We start from the raw sequence: 15,721 nt of genomic DNA, 5'->3' as shown, positions 1-15,721 counted from the left end.
CGTCACCCCGGTCAACTGGTATCACGCCTCCAGCCCGTTCAAGCTGATGATGGACCGGCTGGTTTGCGCCGACGGCGGCAATCCCGACCCCACCACGACGCACGGCAAGACTGTTTCAATGGCCAAGGCGCTGGAGCTGGCCGACTGGCCCTATCCCCGCCATTTAGCGGGTCGGCGTTTCGCCCTGGTCGTTCATGGCGATACGGAAGGCGCAGAGAACGTGCGCCGCTCTCTGTCCGACTGGCTGGTCTCAATGAAGTTGTCGAGCGTCGGCGCCGACGCGGAGATCGACCGCTACATCGGTTATTGGGAGCCCTACGCCACCAGTCACGACGCCCTGGATCGCGACCGAGCCGTTCAGGATGAGGTGCGGCTGACGGCCGAGAAACTGACCCTGGCCGTGCTGGCGCGACGCAACGGCGCGTCGGAACCCCTTGAGCCAGACCTCAAAGCCCCACGCCGAAAATAGGAAACTGACCGGCGCCGTATGGAACACGCCTGGCGTCGATCCCTTCTCCCCTCAGTACGAAAGGAGTCTCTTTTGCCCCTCGCGAATAAGGAAAAGCCTGAGGTTTTGCGACGTCCGCGGCGACTGTTGATGCTCGTCGGAACGCTTCTGGCCCTGTTGTTGATCGTCTACCTGGCCACGGCGGCGACCGGCTTCCTCCGCACGCAAACGAAGTCTCCGGATCCGCGGATGACCGGCGCCGAAGCGCCCCTGGAACGCGCCATGTGACGGCATGTCCAGGCTTGAGCGTTTGGAACACCGCAGCGTCCCGCCGCTTAAGCTCCCGTCACAGGGAGGATAAAGACATGACCGATCGCCATCGCCGCCCGCCGGGCGTTCTCGCCACGGGAGGCCGCAATGCGCTTCTATGAAGTCGTGGTCGGCAGCGACAGCGGCCCTCAAAGACGCTTGCTAGTGGCCTCGCCCACCGACGCCCAGGCCGTCGACGCCGCTGCCCCGCTGATGCGCGCGCACGAGGCCGTGCTGTCCATTCGCGAAACGCCGGACGACGGCCTTCAGCACGCCGACGCGCCCCCGCCCAAAACTCAGGCGGAAGAACTGGCCCCCGTCACGCCCGGCATGGCCGCCAAGTCCTGATCACCCAAGGAGTTTAAAATGATGATGAAGCAAACCGCCGCCGTCCTGGCCGTTTCAGCCGCCGCTCTCACCCTGGCCGCCTGTAATCAACAGCAAGGGTCCGAAGCCGTCGACAAGGCGCAGGACGCCGTTTCCGAGCCGGTGGGCCAGACCTCGGCGGCGACCATGGGCGCCAATATGGTCAGCGCCTATGTCCCGAACGCCGCCATGGGCGACATGTACGAGATCCAGGCCGCCGACATCGCCATGGAGCGATCGAAGAACGCCCAGGTCAAGGAACTGGCGCAGATGATCAAGACGGACCATACAGCCGCCTCGACCGCTCTAAAGGCCGCCGCCGGGCAGGCTGCGCCGGACACGACCTTGCCGACCGAACTGGATCAGCGCCGCAAGGGCCTGATCGACAACCTGCGCTCAGCCTCGGCGGCGGACTTCGACAAGACCTATATCGACCAGCAGGTCGCCGCCCATGAGGAGGCCGTCACCCTGCATCGCGGCTTCTCGGACAAGACGGACGCCCCTGCCCTGGCGGAGCACGCCCGCACCGTCCTGCCCAAGATCGAAGCCCACCTGGAGCGCGCCAAGCAGTTGCAATCCAACTTGGCCGGCTGACGCACCCCGAAAGTTAAAACGGCGCGAAGGGGCGGACTGCGGTCCGCCCCTTCTTTCTATTCAGCGACCCCGCGCCGCGTTCTACGGCGTCTATTTGCGGGGTTCCGTTGCCCGCGGTCCTGTCCAGATCCGAACACTAAGGAACGGGCTTGTGCGCCTGTCGCTTCGCAAGCTCCCCCTTTCATATTCAGGAGAGCCCCATGGCTGAGAAAACGCTGCAGACCCTGTTTCACGACACCTTGCGCGATATCTATTACGCCGAGCGCAAGATCCTGAAATCCCTGCCGAAGATGGCGCGCGCCGCCCAGTCGCCCGATCTCAAGGCAGCCTTTGAAAAGCACCACGAGCAGACGGAAGGGCAGATCGAGCGCCTTCAACAGGTGTTCGAGATCATCGGCAAGCCCGCACGCGGCAAAACCTGCGACGCCATCGAAGGCATCCTGGCCGAGGGCGACGAGATCGCCGAAGAGTACAAGGATTCGGCGGCGCTGGACGCTGGCCTGCTGGCCGCCGCCCAGGCGGTCGAGCATTACGAGATCACCCGCTACGGCACGCTCAAGCGCTGGGCCGAGGTGATGGGGCTGAAGGACGCCGTCAAACTGCTTGATGAAACCCTGCAGGAAGAGAGCCAGACCGACGATGATCTGACGGCCATCGCCGACGCCGCGATCAACGCCGAGGCGTTGAAGCCCGCCGCCTGACTTCCGACGGCCCTGCCGCCCGATCAGCGGCGGGGCCGTCATGCGGCGCTAAACCGGCAGTCGCTCCAGCCGCAGATAGGAGGGATTGAATTCGGCCGCGTCCGCCAGACGATCCCATTCCAGGATGCGAACCTCAGACCCCGTCCACTCCAGCCATCCGGCCTCGCGCATGACCTTCAACGTACGGTTCACGTGCACGGCGGACATGCCGAGCAGATCCGCAATCTCGGCCTGTATGATGGGAAAGCGAAAGGCGCCGTCACGCGCCAGACCCACCGCTTCCAGGCGGGCGTAGATTTCGCAGACCAGCAGGGCCGTCCGCTCCAGCGCCTCCTGTCGACCCAGCGCCAGCAGCCATTCGCGGTGCATCGCGGCGTCCACCACCGTCTCCAGCCACAGCAAGCGCGTGAGATGCGGATGCTCTTCAGTCAGCTTGCGCAGCCGGTCGTGCGGCGCCTCGGCGATCAGGCAGTCCGACAGCGCACGCACGCCATGATCGACACGCTTTAGAACGAAGCCGTGCAGGTCGATGAAGTCGCCAGGCAGGTTGATCTGGGTATACTGCCGCCGCCCGTCGCTCAGATCGCGATAACGCGCGCAGAAGCCGTCGACGACCAGACTGGAATGATCGACCAGAGCGTCCTGGGAGACGATGTCGCTGCCGGCGGGCTTCAGAACCACATCGGTCAGCACGTTTCGCAAGGCCTGCCGTTCGCAGTCCGTGATGACATCGCGGCGCTCAAGCTTGTTCTCCAGAAGACGGCTGTGGTCGTGCATCTCGCTCCCCTTGTTGGCGGAAACACAACGCCGGTTCTTCGCGAATGTTGCGCCGCAGGAAAGCCGCCAAGGTCACCAAGGCAGCAAATGCGACACAGAGAAACCCTGGAGCTTGAACCGCATTATCTTCGCGTAACAGGGGAGTTTGTATCGTGAATAGAACACCAGTTATCGAACGCGCCTTTGAGTTGGCCCGCAGCGGCCGCTTCCGCATTCCAAGCGAAGTGCGAAAAGCCTTGATCTCGGATCGGTATACCCAGGCCGAACTCTTCCAATTGGAAGGCAAGGCCACATGGAGGCAGCTTCGCACCCTGTGCTCGGATTCCTACTACCGCGCCTAGAAGAGCTCCGATGACGATGGCGCAAGCGTCACGGTCGAGCGGTCCGACTAACCTATGTAAAGAACGAAACACCTCCGGCCGTGCTGTTGGTCAGAGGGATGAAGAATCAGTCTTATCAAGATGATGTAGACATAGCCGCGGCGTCGCTGGAGCGGATGCTGTCCAGCTTCGTCGCGCTGTCGCCCGCCGACGTCGATCGCGTCCGCGGCTGGTTCCACGGTCCGGCGCTGGTCCACCCGCCCGGCGGGTCTGTGTCCCTTCACCCCGAACGTCAGGACGCCCGCGTCGTGGCCCGCGGCTGGATCGCGCGCGGAGCCATGCTGGAAGACGGCCGGCGGCAGATCGTGGGCCTCAGCCTGCCCGGCGACGTCATCCTGGCCGCCGACGCCGTGGACGCCGACATGGCGGTCTGGGCCCTGACCGACGCTTCCACCCTCAACGCCTCCCTGCTGTGGGAGGCGATTTCAGAAAGCGTCGACGTCAGCCCCCGATTGCTGGAAGCCTGGCGCCAGGTCCGCTCTGCGGAGCGTCTGCGCCTGGCGCGGCACGTGATCCGTCTGGGGCGGCTCAGCGCCTATGAGCGGACGGCCCATCTTCTGCTGGAATTGTACGAGCGGCAAAGCCGCCTCGGCGCCGTCGAGCCCGGCGTTCTTCATCTCCCCCTGACCCAGGACATGCTGGCGGACATCCTGGGGCTCAGCGCCGTGCATATAAACCGCACGCTGCAGCAGCTTCGACGGGCAGGCCTTGTCGACTACCGGACCGGGCGAGCCATCCTGCCTAACCTGCAGGGTCTGGCCTTGGCCGCGGGGCTCAGCGTCGCCGACGACCTCGCGGATGCGCCGCCCAGCCGCGACTAACCCATGTAAGTGGGGTTCGTCGACATCCATGGCAGGGCTTCAGGCTAGGAGGCCCCATGCCCGCAGATTCAGCCGTCGTTCTCCCCTCGCCCGCACGGCCTATCGGCCGTTCCCGCCCCAACATCCACGACCATCCAGTCTATCGCGCCCTGCCGTCGGACGCCCAACAGCGTCTGATCGCCGAGGGGGTGGAGCTCGACCTGGCAGGCGATGCGCAGACCCCGCTGGACAGGGACCACCTCTGGTTCATTCTGTCGGGGGTTTTGGGCGTCTTTCCCGCCGCCAGCGACGTCTGCGTGGCGCCGATCGTCTCCGGCTCCGTCTACGGCTGGGATCACGCCCTGGGCTCCAGCGGCAGCGGCGCCGACGTGCGCCCGCTTTTGGATGTTCGGCTGTTTCGCGTTCCAGCCGCCGCCGTCCGCGAAGCGCTGGGCTACGACTGGCTGTCGCGTTTCATCGCTCTTCAGGCGGTTCAGCGTTTGACGTTTCTAGAGCAGGAAGCCGCCTGCAATGCTTCGCACCGCGTGTCGGAGCGTCTGGCGAAATGGTTGCTTCGCCTGCACCACGGCGGCAACGGCGCGGCGCTTCGCCTGACGCAGGCCCAGTTGGCCGCCATGCTCGGCGTCCAAAGAACGAGCATCAACGCCGCCGCCAGCAACCTGCAGGCGATGGGCGCCGTGCGTTTCAGCCGCGGAAAGGCGTCGATCCTGGACGCCGCCAGCCTCTCAGATCTTTCGTGCCGCTGCGGCGCCGCATGAGGGAGCCGAAGCTGCGCTCTGGCGTTGCCTAGACCCAAACTCAGCCAGAGCCGCAGAGATGCCGACGAGCGCGACCCAGCCGCCGTCTTACGACGGACTGATCTGGTCCAGCAACGAGACCCCAGGCCTCACGCGTCGCCGGAGCGGGCGAGGTTTCTGCTACCGTGACGCCAAAGGCCGCCTGGTCCGCGATCAGAGCATCCTCAAGCGAATCCACGACCTGGCCATTCCGCCTGCGTGGCGGGAGGTCTGGATCTGTCCTGACCCGAACGGCCATATCCAGGCGACGGGACGCGATGCGCGCGGCCGCAAGCAGTATCGCTATCACGCCGAATGGACGGCTCAGGCCGCCTCGCACAAGTTCGCCCGCCTGCCTGATTTCGCTCGCCGCCTGCCGCGGCTGCACGAGCGGGTGGAGAACGATCTATCGCGCCGGGGGCCCTGCAAGGAGAAGGTAGTGGCGTCGGCCGTCCGTCTGCTGGAGATCACCCTGATCCGGGTCGGCAACGCCGCCTATGCCCGCCAGAACCGCAGTTTCGGCCTGACGACCTTGCGCAAACGCCACCTGGAAGTCGACGGTTCGGCCCTGATCTTCGAGTTCCGGGGCAAGAGCGGCAAGGAACACTGCGTCAAGGTCAGCGACCGGCGTCTGGCGCGCGTCATGCGCGGGTTGGAAGGCCTGCCTGGCCAGCACCTCTTCAAATACCGCGACGCCGAAGGCGTTCTGAAGCCGATCAGTTCAGACGACGTGAACGCCTATATCCGCGAGGCCATGGGGGATCAGTTCTCCGCCAAGGACTTCCGGACCTGGGCGGCCACCGTGTCCGCCGCCCGCGCCTTCTGCGAGATGGCCCTCCCCACGTCCCAAACCGAAGCCCGACGCAACGTCTCAGCCTGCATGAGAACGATCGCGGGCCTGCTTGGCAATACGCCGACGGTCTGCCGGGCCTCCTATGTGCACCCGCGTGTGATTGAACTTTATGAAACCGGAAGCCTCACAACCCTACTGCCTGGTCCAGACGCTCAAGGTTTCGATTCGAGCCTGGCGCGATTGCTGGGCGGCCCCGCCTAGATCCAAGCTTCGAGAACTTCGTCGCATTCCGCCGTCTCGATCTGCTGGCCGAAACGGTCGTGATAGAGACCCAGCAAGGCGTCATGCGACTGGTCTGAAGAACTGCACAGAGCGTCCGACGCCACCACCACGCGAAAACCCAGATCCACGGCGCCCAGAACGGTGGCCAGCACGCACATGTCGGTCTCGGCGCCCGTCACCACCAAGGTGTCGACCTGGCTCGCCATCAGAGCCGACGCCAGACCCGTGCCGACCCAGGGAGAATAGCACGCCTTGTCCAACACCTGTCCGGGCGGAACGAATGCCTGCAACTCGGGCAAAAGCTCCACCCGTTCCTCCCCCAGATTTTCAATCGTCATCGAGGCCCATCGCCGCCAATACCGACGCCAGGCTCCCCGCCCCTCTTCGGCCGAGCGGGCGGGAATGAACCGGGTGAAACAGGTACGCTCGGCCTTGCGCTCGCACAGACGCACGACCACAGGCAGGACGCGCGGCATCCAGGGCGTGCGCCAAGCGGTGTCCTCCGCGAACAGTCTTTGCATGTCCACGCACAGATGGACGGCGTTTGCCGGTATGGGGCCGAAGTGGATGCCGGAAGCCATAGGCAGGCAAAGCTCAGGCCTCCACGGGGTTCCCCTTGACGGACTTGAACACAGGACGTGCGATCCCCAGCCTCGCTCTTCGCCAAGCCTGTGCGATGAGTCCAGCATAGGTTATTGCACGGGTCGCTCCCGCCTGTAGGCAGGGTGTTTCCCGAGGCTCGCCAAGGTTTTGCAGATTGATGAAATCGCCACGCCGCCCGTCCACGGGCTCGAAGATGGAAGCCTGGGCGACGCTGGGGCTGGCCCTTGTTCTCACCTTCTTTTTCGCCACCGGCGTCATCGCCTGGCGCAACGTGGAAGTCTTGCGGGCCAACAACCAGCAGATCATCCATACACACCGGGTGATCGTCGCGGTCGATGAAGTGCTGTCCGCCGCTCAGGATGCGGAGACGGGGCAACGCGGCTATCTGCTGACGGGCGACCTTCAGTATCTGCAGCCCTATGAAGCCGCGAGTAGGGACTTGGCGCAACGCCTGGACGACGTCGGCGAGCTGACGAAGGGCAGCCCGACCCAGCAAGCCCATCTGCGCCAACTGCGACGCCACATCGACGCCAAGATGGCTGAATTGGGAGCGACGCTTCAGGCGCGCCGCACCGAAGGAATGCAAGCCGCCCTGGCGCGCATGGAGACGGACCAGGGCAAGCGTGAGATGGATGCGGTCCGCGCCCAGATCACGCTCCTGCGCCAGGAAGAGCAGCGGGTGCGCCAACTGCGTCTGAACGAAATGGACGCCGCCTATCGGACGGCGCTTATCAGCGGCGTGCTTTCCGGCCTGCTGGGAGCGGCGCTGACGATTGTCGTCTTCACCCTGATCCGCCGCAGCGCGCAAGCGCGCGCCCGCCAGGAATGGCTGCACGAAGGGCAGGTCGGCCTGGCCGCCGCCATGATGGGCGATCAGTCCCTGGAACAGCTCGCAGACAATATCCTCGCCTATCTGGGGCGTTATGCCGGCGTGCAAGCCGGCGCCCTGTTCAAGGGCGAAGGCGGCCTCTACCGGCGCATCGCCGCCCTCGGCGTGCCGTCTGACGCGCCCATCGCAGAGCGCTTCGGCCTGCGTGAGGGACTGCTCGGTCAGGTGGCGGCTGAAGGTCAGGTTCTGACCCTGTCTGACGTGCCCGAAGGCTATCTGACGATCGGTTCGGCTCTGGGCCGCGACAAGCCTCGGCACCTGGTGCTCGCCCCGGCGCGAGCGGACGGAGCCGTCAATGCGGTTCTGGAGCTCGGCTTCCTGCACTCGCCTGACGAACGGCTCATGGCGCTGCTCGAAGAGGCCGGCCCCGCCATAGGCACGGCTTTGCGGTCCGCCCGCTACCGCGCGCAGTTGCAGAACATGCTGGAGGAAACCCAACGCCAGGCCGAGGAACTCCAGGTCCAGAGCGAAGAGCTGCGCGTCTCCAATGAAGAGCTGGAGGAGCAGGGCCGCGCGCTGAAGGAGTCCCAGGTGCGCCTCGAGCAGCAACAGGCGGAGCTGGAGCAGACCAACAGCCAATTGGAGGAGCAGGCCCAACTTCTGGAGACTCAGCGCGACGATCTGGAGCGCGGGGCCTCGGCTCTGACGCTGAAGGCGCGCGAACTGGAGCAGGCCAGCCAGTACAAATCCGACTTCCTGGCCAACATGTCCCATGAGTTGCGCACCCCGCTCAACTCGCTGCTGATCCTGTCCAAGCTGCTGGCGGACAATCCGGAGGGAACGCTGTCCGAGGAGCAGGTCAACTACGCTCGCACCATTCAGTCGTCCGGCAATGACCTGCTGGCCCTGATCAACGACATCCTCGACCTGTCCAAGATCGAAGCCGGCCACATCCAGGCGCGCCCCGAAGCGGTGTCGATGCAGCGGTTGACCGAAGACGTGCGCCAACTCTTCCAGCCGGTGGCGGACGATCGCGGCCTGGCTTTCGACATCGAGCTGGACGCCGGAGCCGACCTGATGGAGACCGACCGTCAGCGGCTGGAGCAGATCCTCAAGAACCTGCTGTCGAACGCCTTCAAGTTTACGGAAAGCGGCACGGTAAAGCTGAGCATTTCGGCCCAGCCCGGCGACAGGGTCGCCTTCGCCGTGTCGGATACCGGCATCGGCATATCGCCCGAGCAGCAGAAGGGCGTTTTCGATGCCTTTCAACAGGCTGACGGAACGATCAGCCGCAAATACGGGGGCACGGGCCTGGGCCTGTCGATCTCGCGCGAACTGGCGCGTCTGCTGGGCGGACGGATAACGCTGGAAAGCAGTCTGGGCGAAGGGAGCGTCTTTACCCTTTCTCTGCCGCGCGCCTATGACGCGGCGCAGGTCGCCTCTCGTGAAACGCCCGCCCCTGCCCCACAAATTTCGCCCCAATCGGACACGCCTTCCGAGCGCCGCCTGTCTCATGTGCCGGCAAGCATAGAGGACGACCGCGATCATCTGGCAGGGACGCGCCGGCTGCTGCTGGTGGTGGAGGATGACGACCGCTTCGCCGCCATCGTCCGCGACCTGTCCCGCGAACTGGGCTTCCAGTGCATTGTGGCGGGCACGGCGCAGGAGGCCCTCAAGCTGGCCAAGCGCCATCGCCCCAGCGCGGTCGTGTTGGATGTGGGCCTGCCCGACCAGTCGGGCCTGACCGTTCTGGACGTGCTGAAGCGCGACGACGACACCCGCCACATTCCGATCCACGTCGTCTCGGCCGAGGATCACAGCCAGACCGCCCTGTCGCTGGGCGCCATCGGCTATCTGGTCAAGCCGGTGAAGCGCGAAGATCTCGCCGAGGTTCTGCGCACCCTGGAGGACAAGCTGACCCGCACCGTGCGTCGAGTGCTCATCGTCGAGGACGACGTGGTCCAGCGCGACGCTGTGAGCCGCCTGCTGGCCTCAGGCGATGTGGAGACCGTAGGCGTGGGCACCGCCGCCGAGTGCCTGGAACAACTCAGAAGCCAGACCTTCGACTGCATGGTGCTGGACCTGACCTTGCCGGACGCGTCGGGCTTTTCCCTGCTCGAGACCCTCAGCCGCGAAGGCGGTCACGGCTTCCCGCCGGTGATCGTCTATACAGGGCGCGATCTATCGCCCGATCACGAGCAGCAGCTGCGCCGCTATTCCAGCTCCATCATCATCAAGGGCGCCAAGTCGCCGGAGCGCCTGCTCGACGAAGTGTCCCTCTTCCTGCACCAGGTGGTGTCGGAGCTGCCGCCCGAACAGCAGAAGATGATCCGCAAGGCCCGCAACCGCGACGCCGTGCTGGAGGGGCGTCGGATTCTGATCGTCGAGGACGACGTCCGCAACGTCTACTCCCTGACCAACGTCCTCGAACCGCGCGGCGCCATGATCGAGATCGCCCGCAACGGCAAGGAGGCGCTTGAGGCCCTGGAGCGATCCTCAACCGACCCGTCGAAGGCCGTCGATCTGGTGCTGATGGACGTGATGATGCCGGTCATGGACGGTCTGGCGGCCACGCGCGAGCTGAGAAAAGATCCGCGCTGGAAGACGCTGCCGGTGCTGATGCTGACCGCCAAGGCCATGCCGGACGACCAAGAGCGCTGCATGGCGGCCGGGGCGAACGACTACATGGCTAAGCCGTTGGACGTGGACAAGCTGCTGTCCCTGGTCCGCGTCTGGATGCCCCGCTGAGTTCCGCCATGACGAACGAGATCGAGGACATCGAGATCGGGCTTCTGCTCGAGGCGCTATTTCAACGCTACCACTATGACTTCCGCCATTATGCGCGGGCGTCGATCAAGCGCCGCCTGCTTCAGGCGCGCAGCCATTTCGGCATGCCGAGCCTGACGGCCCTGCAGGAACGCGTGCTGCACGACCCCGAAATGTTGCCGCGTCTGCTCGCCTTCCTGACCGTTCAGGTCAGCGAGATGTTCCGTGATCCCGATTATTTCCGCGCCCTGCGCGAGCAGGTTTTGCCCCACCTGCGCACCTATCCTTCGCTCAAGGTCTGGATCGCGGGCTGCAGCGCTGGAGAGGAACTCTACTCCATGGCCATCCTTTTCCGCGAGGAAGGCCTGTTTGACCGCACCCTCTTCTACGCCACCGATATCAATCCTGACGCCCTGCGCGCCGCCGAAGCCGGGATCTATCCCCTCGATCGCATTCGCAAGTTCACCGAGAACCATCAGAAGTCCGGCGGACGATCGTCGCTGTCCGACTACTATACGGCGGACTACGGCCGGGCTGTCTTCGACAAGTCGCTGCGCGCCAATGTCGTCTTTTCGGACCACAGCCTGGTTACGGACGCCGTCTTCGCGGAGATGCAGCTCATCTCCTGCCGCAACGTCATGATCTATTTCGACCGGGGGCTTCAGGATCGCGCGGTGGGCCTGTTCCAGGACTCCTTGGCGCGCAACGGTTTTCTGGGCATCGGATCAAAGGAGAACCTGCGCTTCTCGCGCCATGCAGCCGCCTTTTCAGAGTTCGTCCCGGCGGAGAAGATCTACAGGAAGCGTGAACCGTGAAGCCTTCCCCGGACCGGGCCGTGGCGATCGGCGCCTCCGCCGGAGGCGTGCAGGCGCTGCTCGCTCTTCTGCCGACGCTGCCGGCGGACTTTCCCTGGCCGATCTTCATCGTCCTGCACGTCCCGGCCGACCGCGGCAACGTCCTGGCCCCTCTGTTCGAGGCCAAATGCCTGCTTGAGGTCAAGGAGGCCGAAGACAAGGAGACCGCCCGTCCCGGCGTGGTCTATTTCGCCCCTTCGGACTACCATCTGCTGGTCGAGAGCAACGGCGATCTGGCCCTGTCTTCCGACGAAGCCGTAAACTACTCCCGCCCCTCCATCGACGTACTGTTCGAGAGCGCGGCGGACGCCTACGGCGCCGGCCTCACCGGCGTGATCCTGACCGGCGCCAACGAGGACGGCGCCGCAGGACTGAGCGCCGTGGCCGCTGCGGGCGGGATCGCCCTGGTGGAGGAGCCCGCGGCTGCCTACGCCCAGGCCATGCCCCAGGCCGCCCGCAACGCCTGCGACGCAGCCCTCGCCCTGCCGCTCGAACGCATCGCCGAACATCTGAAAGGTCTCGGAAAAGCATGACCAGCCCGGAACAGCCGATCCATCTTCTGCTGGTCGACGACCTTGAAGAGAACCTGCTCGCGCTGGAGGCGCTGCTGAAGCGCGAGGGCGTGGTCTGCCTGAAGGCCCGCTCGGGCGACGAGGCTCTGGAGCTACTGCTGGTTCACGACGTGGCCCTGGCGCTGGTGGACGTGCAGATGCCGGGCATGGACGGATTCCAGCTGGCCGAGTTCATGCGCGGCAATGTGAACGCGCGCCACGTCCCCATCATATTCGTCACGGCGGGTAGCGCGGACCTGCAGCGTCGCTTCAGGGGTTACGAGGCCGGCGCGGTGGACTTCATCCAGAAGCCGGTCGAAACGGACATCCTGCGCAGCAAGGCGAAGGTCTTCATCGACCTCTATCGCCAGCGGATGGAAATCCTCTCCCAACGCAACGAGCTGGAAGCCTCCGCCAACGCCCTGCGCGCCGCCGATCGGCGCAAGAACGACTTCATCGCCATGCTGGGCCATGAGTTGCGCAATCCCATCATGGCTCTGCGGGCGGGTCTTCAACTGCTGGAGCGTCAATCTGACGAGCGGATGAAGGCCGGCATCCACGCGCGCATGGAGATTCAGGCCCACCACCTCTCACGCCTGATCGAAGATCTGCTGGATGTCGCCCGGATCGACCAAGGCAAGATCTCCCTCAAGCGCGAGCGCGTCAGCCTGCAGAGCATCATCGAGTCCGCTGTCGACACGAGTCGCCCCAAGATCGAGGCCGGGGCGCATGACCTCACGGTCGCCCTGCCTGCCCAGCCCCTGTGGTTGAAAGGGGACTTCACGCGCCTCTCGCAGGTGGTCAGCAACCTGCTCACCAACGCCGCCAAATACACGCCGCCTGAAGGTCAGATCCGCGTCTCGGCCGACGTCGATCAGAACCACGTGCGGATCGACATCGCCGACAACGGCGTGGGCGTGGCGCATGACATGCAAGGTCGCATCTTCGATCTGTTCACCCAATCCAAAGGCCCCGACGATCGTTCGCGGGAGGGCCTCGGCATCGGCCTGGCGCTGGTCAAACAATTGGTCGAGATGCACGACGGCGCGATAGAACTGGCCAGCGACGGCCCCGGTCAAGGCAGTTGCTTCACGGTGCGCCTGCCCATCGCCGCGTGATGTTCAGGGCGGCGTCGCGCCCGGCTTTCTGTCTCTGAAACGCCATTTCATGAGCAAAACGCCTGACGCCATGAACAAGGCGCAGGCGTTGGCGAACGCTACCGGCCAAGCCGAGACCATGACGCCATAGATCGTCCACAGAATGAAACAACTGACGGTCAGCGAATAGGTCTTCAGGCTGACCGCCGACGCATCACGCTCCCTCCAGATCTTATAGCCCTGAGGCGCAAAACTGCTGATTGAGCAGAGCGCAGCAGCCGAGCCTCGCGCTGAGGTTCCGACCGCTTCCCAAAACTTATCGTGTAGCGGAGCCGCAGGAACAGCCTCTGCGCCTGTTGATTGGCTCAATTCAACCAACAGGAGATCATCATGACCGACGTCCAACCCAATAACCCCAACCGTGATCAGGCCGATGCTCCCGATCTGAAGGGCGAAGAAGTCGAGGCCGGTCGTCAGGCCCGGAAGACGGGAGCCAATCAAGACCCCTTAGCGAACAATAATCCCGCCGACAGAAACGCAACGCCTTCAACAGGCGGCGATGGAGCCGCCGGAGCCGGCGGCTCCAAGGGCTTCGGCACCGGCACGTAAGCAGCTTGGCGAAGGAGAACCACTTGCCCTGACGTCCGGCTGAAACAACTGAGCCTGTCGACTTCACTAGGAAGGATCACACCGTAGTCATAAGCATGCGGAGCGCAGGCCATAAGAGCGAGCCCGTATTCTCATTGCTTCGGCGCAGACAGCAGAAAGCCCCGAGGCATATGCCATCGGGGCTTTTTAAACTTGGATGCGGGAGCAGGATTTGAACCTGCGACCTTCAGGTTATGAGAACGATTTTTAGAGTTTTCACTTCTCGCGACGGCGCTTCTTATTGAACGCTAAACCCCTACTATGCCTGACTTTCTGTTGACGCCCCAGCCATTCTGACTCACCGTTTCTGCGATCTATTTCGCCCTGCTTTTCCGCCAACCGCTTCCATATTGCTTCCACGGAACAACCGGCTTGAAACGCGGCGACTTCGTCAGAAAAGGACTTGGAGATGGCCAGCGAGAAGTTGAGCAAGCGCGTGGTGGACCGCCTCGAGGCTCGCGCCAGAGATTACATTATTTTCGATGGCGAGTTGCCGGGTTTCGGCGTCCGCGTGATGCCAAATGGCAAACGCTTCTATCTGATCCAGTATCGGCGGCACGGCCGAACGCGACGCATGGCGCTGGGCCAGCATGGCGTCGTGACGGCCGAGATCGCGCGACGAGAGGCCAACCGGATGCTGGGCGCCGTTCGCGGCGGCGGGGCCGATCCAGCGACGTTGCGCGACATGGAGCGTCAGGCAGCGACGGTTCAGGAGTTGGGAGCGCGCTTCCTCAAGGAACATGTCGCCGTGCGCTGCAAGCCGACCACCGAGTACGAGTACAAGCGAGCCATTCAGTTCTTCATCAATCCGTTCTTCGGCAAACAGAGGGTTCGGACAGTGACCTCGGCCGACGTGGCGGAGTTGCATGGGAAGTATGCCCATACCCCCTACCAATCGAACCGGGTCCTAGGCGTTCTCTCCAAGATGATGAACCTGGCCGAGGTCTGGGGCATGCGGGACAAGCGCACCAATCCATGCGACGACGTGAAGGCCTTCCCCGAGCGCAAGCGAGAGCGCTTCCTGTCGCCCGAAGAGATCGAGCGCCTGGGCGCGGCCCTTCAAGAGGCCGAGCGCACAGGCGCAGAAAGCCGTTTCGCCGTCGCCGCCTTCAGGCTGCTGCTGCTCACCGGCTGCCGCCTGCGCGAAATCCAGACATTGAAGTGGAGCTATATCGACTTCAGGGCTGGCCGCTTCCGGCTGCCGGACAGCAAGACCGGAGCGAAGACGGTCTACCTGGGCGACGCCGTCGTCGAACTGCTGCGCAAGCTGCCTGAGGTTGACGGCAATCCCTACGTCATCGTCGGCAAGTTGGAAGGAAGCCACCTCACCGATCTCCAGCATCCGTGGCGGCGCATTCGTAAGACTGCCAACCTGGAAGACGTTCGCATTCACGACCTTCGCCACACCTATGCGTCGGACGGCGTCTTGGCGGGCGAAGGCTTGCCGATGATCGGCAAGCTATTGGGACACACTCAGGTTCAGACCACCGCCCGGTATGCGCACCTTGCCGACCACCCGGTGAGAGAAGCGGCGACGCGGATCGCGGGACGGCTGGCGTCAGCGCTGGGGTGAAGCTGGGCCATCTCCAGATAGCCCTCTCACCTCGATTGACGGTCGCCCTGGCGATGTCAGAGAACGCCGATCAACATCGTAACGGCCGCTCAACCTTCAGCGAGCATCGTGTGCTGATGCGCCGAAAATCGCCCCATAGATCTCACCGGCAAGCGCCCCCTGCTCGCCCCTTCCAGCTACCTTTTGCTGCCGTCGTCGGCCTAACCGCTGTTGTGGCTTTTGCCCTGACCTGGTTCGCGATCACGCCATCAGCTCCTCGCGCAGCAGTCGCGTCATATGTCAAAGTGCGCACGACCGATCAGCATTACAGCGGCTGCACGGCCGTGCGGGCAGCCGGCCGAAAAGACATCCCCAGTTGGGATCCCTCATATCGCTCCTGGATGGACGGCGATGGTGACGGCCTCGCCTGCGAGCCGCCGCGTGGCGGCTATTGATCCGCTTTGCGCCAGGAGCAGTCATTGGCTTCTCGACGGACAGCTGACATTCCATCCTTGCTTAGCGTTCCCGGCTTGGTTGACGACACCATTAATTCCATTATTTTGGAATCATGGAA

General features: G+C 64.1%; 17 protein-coding genes and 1 pseudogene. 15 read left to right on the top strand and 3 right to left on the bottom strand.

Annotated features, from left to right (window positions below; all coding sequences use genetic code 11):
* From ACU5AP_RS14910 to ACU5AP_RS14890, 5 genes and pseudogenes are all read left to right on the top strand, one after another.
* Positions 1–469, top strand: a pseudogene (locus ACU5AP_RS14910) (NADPH-dependent FMN reductase); the annotation flags it as partial.
* Between the two features lie 129 nt (positions 470–598).
* Complete coding sequence (locus ACU5AP_RS14905; RefSeq protein ID WP_313039449.1) at positions 599–736, top strand: hypothetical protein; 138 nt, start codon at positions 599–601, stop codon at positions 734–736.
* A gap of 129 nt (positions 737–865) precedes the next feature.
* Positions 866–1,105, top strand: coding sequence for a hypothetical protein (locus tag ACU5AP_RS14900; protein WP_446681442.1), 240 nt, complete (start codon positions 866–868; stop codon positions 1,103–1,105).
* A gap of 18 nt (positions 1,106–1,123) precedes the next feature.
* Positions 1,124–1,717, top strand: a complete 594-nt coding sequence (locus tag ACU5AP_RS14895) for a DUF4142 domain-containing protein (protein ID WP_312163314.1) — start codon at positions 1,124–1,126, stop codon at positions 1,715–1,717.
* 200 nt (positions 1,718–1,917) lie between these two features.
* The gene (locus ACU5AP_RS14890) at positions 1,918–2,418 is read left to right on the top strand and encodes a YciE/YciF ferroxidase family protein (RefSeq protein WP_446681441.1); all 501 of its coding nucleotides are present in this window, start codon (positions 1,918–1,920) and stop codon (positions 2,416–2,418) included.
* Between the two features lie 48 nt (positions 2,419–2,466).
* Here the strand turns inward: ACU5AP_RS14890 and ACU5AP_RS14885 are convergent, their stop codons facing one another.
* A complete protein-coding gene (locus ACU5AP_RS14885) occupies positions 2,467–3,195 on the bottom strand; it encodes a Crp/Fnr family transcriptional regulator (RefSeq protein WP_446681440.1) in 729 nt (242 codons plus the stop codon).
* 439 nt (positions 3,196–3,634) lie between these two features.
* Between ACU5AP_RS14885 and ACU5AP_RS14880 the strand changes: the two genes are divergently transcribed.
* From ACU5AP_RS14880 to ACU5AP_RS14870, 3 genes are read left to right on the top strand one after another with little or no spacing between them, the layout of a single operon-like run.
* Positions 3,635–4,396: a Crp/Fnr family transcriptional regulator gene (locus ACU5AP_RS14880; RefSeq protein WP_446681439.1), complete on the top strand. Its 762-nt coding sequence runs from the start codon at positions 3,635–3,637 to the stop codon at positions 4,394–4,396.
* 56 nt (positions 4,397–4,452) lie between these two features.
* Positions 4,453–5,154 carry a Crp/Fnr family transcriptional regulator gene (locus ACU5AP_RS14875; RefSeq protein ID WP_446681438.1) on the top strand — a complete coding sequence of 234 codons (702 nt, stop codon included), beginning with the start codon at positions 4,453–4,455 and terminating at the stop codon, positions 5,152–5,154.
* Between the two features lie 58 nt (positions 5,155–5,212).
* Entirely contained in the window at positions 5,213–6,226 is a 1,014-nt protein-coding gene (locus ACU5AP_RS14870) for a DNA topoisomerase IB (protein ID WP_446681437.1), read from the top strand.
* On the opposite strand, the gene ACU5AP_RS14865 is transcribed toward ACU5AP_RS14870, so the two are convergent.
* Entirely contained in the window at positions 6,223–6,828 is a 606-nt protein-coding gene (locus ACU5AP_RS14865; RefSeq protein WP_446681436.1) for a cysteine hydrolase family protein, read from the bottom strand. The genes ACU5AP_RS14870 and ACU5AP_RS14865 overlap by 4 nt on opposite strands.
* A gap of 179 nt (positions 6,829–7,007) precedes the next feature.
* Between ACU5AP_RS14865 and ACU5AP_RS14860 the strand changes: the two genes are divergently transcribed.
* Genes ACU5AP_RS14860 through ACU5AP_RS14845 form a run of 4 tightly spaced genes read left to right on the top strand, consistent with a single transcriptional unit; the run spans position 7,008 to position 12,968 of the window.
* Positions 7,008–10,427, top strand: coding sequence for a response regulator (locus ACU5AP_RS14860; protein WP_446681435.1), 3,420 nt, complete (start codon positions 7,008–7,010; stop codon positions 10,425–10,427).
* An 8-nt stretch (positions 10,428–10,435) separates the two neighbouring features.
* Positions 10,436–11,260 (top strand): CheR family methyltransferase, encoded by an 825-nt coding sequence (locus ACU5AP_RS14855; RefSeq protein ID WP_112999473.1) that lies wholly within the window; start codon positions 10,436–10,438, stop codon positions 11,258–11,260.
* The gene (locus ACU5AP_RS14850; RefSeq protein ID WP_312163297.1) at positions 11,257–11,832 is read left to right on the top strand and encodes a chemotaxis protein CheB; all 576 of its coding nucleotides are present in this window, start codon (positions 11,257–11,259) and stop codon (positions 11,830–11,832) included. Before ACU5AP_RS14855 ends, ACU5AP_RS14850 begins: the two co-directional genes overlap by 4 nt.
* On the top strand, positions 11,829–12,968 hold the full coding sequence (locus ACU5AP_RS14845) for a hybrid sensor histidine kinase/response regulator (protein ID WP_446681434.1): 1,140 nt from the start codon (positions 11,829–11,831) through the stop codon (positions 12,966–12,968). The genes ACU5AP_RS14850 and ACU5AP_RS14845 overlap by 4 nt, the downstream gene beginning before the upstream one ends.
* 3 nt (positions 12,969–12,971) lie before the next feature.
* On the opposite strand, the gene ACU5AP_RS14840 is transcribed toward ACU5AP_RS14845, so the two are convergent.
* The gene (locus ACU5AP_RS14840; protein ID WP_446681433.1) at positions 12,972–13,325 is read right to left on the bottom strand and encodes a SemiSWEET family sugar transporter; all 354 of its coding nucleotides are present in this window, start codon (positions 13,323–13,325) and stop codon (positions 12,972–12,974) included.
* 12 nt (positions 13,326–13,337) lie between these two features.
* Between ACU5AP_RS14840 and ACU5AP_RS14835 the strand changes: the two genes are divergently transcribed.
* From ACU5AP_RS14835 to ACU5AP_RS14825, 3 genes are all read left to right on the top strand, one after another.
* Positions 13,338–13,556 carry a hypothetical protein gene (locus ACU5AP_RS14835; RefSeq protein WP_446681432.1) on the top strand — a complete coding sequence of 73 codons (219 nt, stop codon included), beginning with the start codon at positions 13,338–13,340 and terminating at the stop codon, positions 13,554–13,556.
* Positions 13,557–14,004: 448 nt separating this feature from the next.
* Positions 14,005–15,168: a site-specific integrase gene (locus tag ACU5AP_RS14830; protein WP_249750293.1), complete on the top strand. Its 1,164-nt coding sequence runs from the start codon at positions 14,005–14,007 to the stop codon at positions 15,166–15,168.
* A gap of 53 nt (positions 15,169–15,221) precedes the next feature.
* Entirely contained in the window at positions 15,222–15,602 is a 381-nt protein-coding gene (locus tag ACU5AP_RS14825; RefSeq protein ID WP_376782485.1) for an excalibur calcium-binding domain-containing protein, read from the top strand.
* The last annotated feature ends 119 nt before the right edge of the window (positions 15,603–15,721 follow it).

Source organism: Brevundimonas sp. RM1, assembly GCF_052907225.1.
This window is presented reverse-complemented; position numbering and strand designations above follow the sequence as displayed.

Excerpts from the sequence above, each read along its gene's own strand:
- ACU5AP_RS14870 (WP_446681437.1), top strand. The coding sequence starts at position 5,213 with ATGCCGACGAGCGCGACCCAGCCGCCGTCTTACGACGGACTGATCTGG.
- ACU5AP_RS14865 (WP_446681436.1), bottom strand. The coding sequence starts at position 6,828 with ATGGCTTCCGGCATCCACTTCGGCCCCATACCGGCAAACGCCGTCCAT.
- ACU5AP_RS14895 (WP_312163314.1), top strand. The coding sequence starts at position 1,124 with ATGATGATGAAGCAAACCGCCGCCGTCCTGGCCGTTTCAGCCGCCGCT.
- ACU5AP_RS14835 (WP_446681432.1), top strand. The coding sequence starts at position 13,338 with ATGACCGACGTCCAACCCAATAACCCCAACCGTGATCAGGCCGATGCT.
- ACU5AP_RS14890 (WP_446681441.1), top strand. The coding sequence starts at position 1,918 with ATGGCTGAGAAAACGCTGCAGACCCTGTTTCACGACACCTTGCGCGAT.
- ACU5AP_RS14830 (WP_249750293.1), top strand. The coding sequence starts at position 14,005 with ATGGCCAGCGAGAAGTTGAGCAAGCGCGTGGTGGACCGCCTCGAGGCT.
- ACU5AP_RS14825 (WP_376782485.1), top strand. The coding sequence starts at position 15,222 with ATGTCAGAGAACGCCGATCAACATCGTAACGGCCGCTCAACCTTCAGC.
- ACU5AP_RS14885 (WP_446681440.1), bottom strand. The coding sequence starts at position 3,195 with ATGCACGACCACAGCCGTCTTCTGGAGAACAAGCTTGAGCGCCGCGAT.
- ACU5AP_RS14880 (WP_446681439.1), top strand. The coding sequence starts at position 3,635 with ATGAAGAATCAGTCTTATCAAGATGATGTAGACATAGCCGCGGCGTCG.
- ACU5AP_RS14860 (WP_446681435.1), top strand. The coding sequence starts at position 7,008 with ATGAAATCGCCACGCCGCCCGTCCACGGGCTCGAAGATGGAAGCCTGG.
- ACU5AP_RS14900 (WP_446681442.1), top strand. The coding sequence starts at position 866 with ATGCGCTTCTATGAAGTCGTGGTCGGCAGCGACAGCGGCCCTCAAAGA.
- ACU5AP_RS14845 (WP_446681434.1), top strand. The coding sequence starts at position 11,829 with ATGACCAGCCCGGAACAGCCGATCCATCTTCTGCTGGTCGACGACCTT.
- ACU5AP_RS14855 (WP_112999473.1), top strand. The coding sequence starts at position 10,436 with ATGACGAACGAGATCGAGGACATCGAGATCGGGCTTCTGCTCGAGGCG.
- ACU5AP_RS14875 (WP_446681438.1), top strand. The coding sequence starts at position 4,453 with ATGCCCGCAGATTCAGCCGTCGTTCTCCCCTCGCCCGCACGGCCTATC.
- ACU5AP_RS14905 (WP_313039449.1), top strand. The coding sequence starts at position 599 with ATGCTCGTCGGAACGCTTCTGGCCCTGTTGTTGATCGTCTACCTGGCC.